We start from the raw sequence: 1,375 nt of genomic DNA on the forward strand, positions 1-1,375 counted from the left end.
CGGACGAGGCTGCTTGGCACACCGTGTGATCAACGCCGCAGTCCTCTTTGGTTTATCCACAGGATTGACTACAATGGATCAATACCTTTCCCCCGCTGAGCTGGTTACTGCGTCATAAAAGTGGCCACCGTGGCGGGGTCTTTGCTTGTATGACCACCCAAAGGAGAAGTCCGTGTCTACCACCAACAGCGCAACTGCGGCTTGGCTTACCCAGGAAGCTTTTGACCGCCTGAAGGCAGAGCTGGACAACCTTTCCGGCCCCGGCCGGGCAGAAATCGTCCAGAAGATCGAAGCGGCGCGCCAGGAGGGCGACCTCAAGGAGAACGGTGGCTACCACGCTGCCAAGGAGGAGCAGGGCAAGATCGAGGCCCGCATCCGCCAGCTCACGGCCCTCCTCCGGGACGCCCACGTCGGGGAGGCCCCGGCCGACGACGGCATCGTGGAGCCCGGCATGATCGTCGTGGCCAGGATTGCCGGCGACGAGGAGAGCTTCCTGCTCGGCTCCCGTGAAATTGCCGGCGACTCGGACCTGGATGTCTTCAGCGAGAAGTCCCCCCTCGGCGCGGCCATCGTCGGCCACAAGGAGGGCGACAAGCTCAGCTACACCGCCCCGAACGGCAAGGACATCACGGTGGAGATCATCTCCGCCAAGCCGTACGCCGGCTGACACCAGCGACATAACAGCGACGCCGGTCTCCCCTCGCGGGGAGGCCGGCGTTGTTTTTTTCCGCCCGTTGGCGGGGGCTGTTGGGGCCGGCCGGTTTGGCCGGAGTCCTGGGGAGGTTTCCTCTTCCCGGGGTATTCAGCGTCCCGCGGACAGCGCCCCGGGGCGCCTGGTGCTCAGCAGCAGCGCGGCTGTGATGCCGCCGATAGCCCCGCCCAGGTGGGCCTGCCATGAGACGAAACTGGCCACGGTGGGCAGGATTCCGAACAGGATGCCGCCGTAGGCCATGAACAACACCACGGACAGGGCGATCTGCCACCAGTTCCGGTTGATGAAGCCGCGGACCAGGAGGAACGCGAAGAGCCCGAACACCAGCCCGGAGGCGCCCACAGTGACGCTGGCGCCGCCGATGAGCCACACCACGAGCCCGGATGCCAGCCAGCTGGCGGCCAGTGCGGTGATGAACACCCGTCGCCCGGAGAGGAACACGAGGAAGCCGAAGATGATCAACGGGAGCGTGTTGGACATCAGGTGGGCCAGGCTGGAGTGCAGCAGCGGAAAGGTCAGGATGTCCAGGATCCCGTCCAGGCTGCGCGGCCGCAGCCCGAAAGTGCGGTTCAGGGAGTGGAACAGTGCGGTGTTGAGGATCTCGATCAGGTAAAGCAGTACCACGAAGGAGCCGACCACCAGCAGTCCCCGGCGGGCCCGCAC

Annotated in this window: 2 protein-coding genes; one reads left to right on the plus strand and one right to left on the minus strand. The window is 65.2% G+C overall.

What is annotated here, in order from left to right:
* Positions 1-172: 172 nt before the first annotated feature.
* Complete coding sequence (greA, locus tag LQV45_RS32765) at positions 173-667, plus strand: transcription elongation factor GreA (protein ID WP_028277369.1); 495 nt, start codon at positions 173-175, stop codon at positions 665-667.
* Between the two features lie 135 nt (positions 668-802).
* Here the strand turns inward: greA and LQV45_RS32770 are convergent, their stop codons facing one another.
* The gene (locus LQV45_RS32770; protein WP_230011780.1) at positions 803-1,375 is read right to left on the minus strand and encodes a rhomboid family intramembrane serine protease; all 573 of its coding nucleotides are present in this window, start codon (positions 1,373-1,375) and stop codon (positions 803-805) included.

It is taken from the genome of Microbacterium sp. Bi128 (assembly GCF_918698205.1).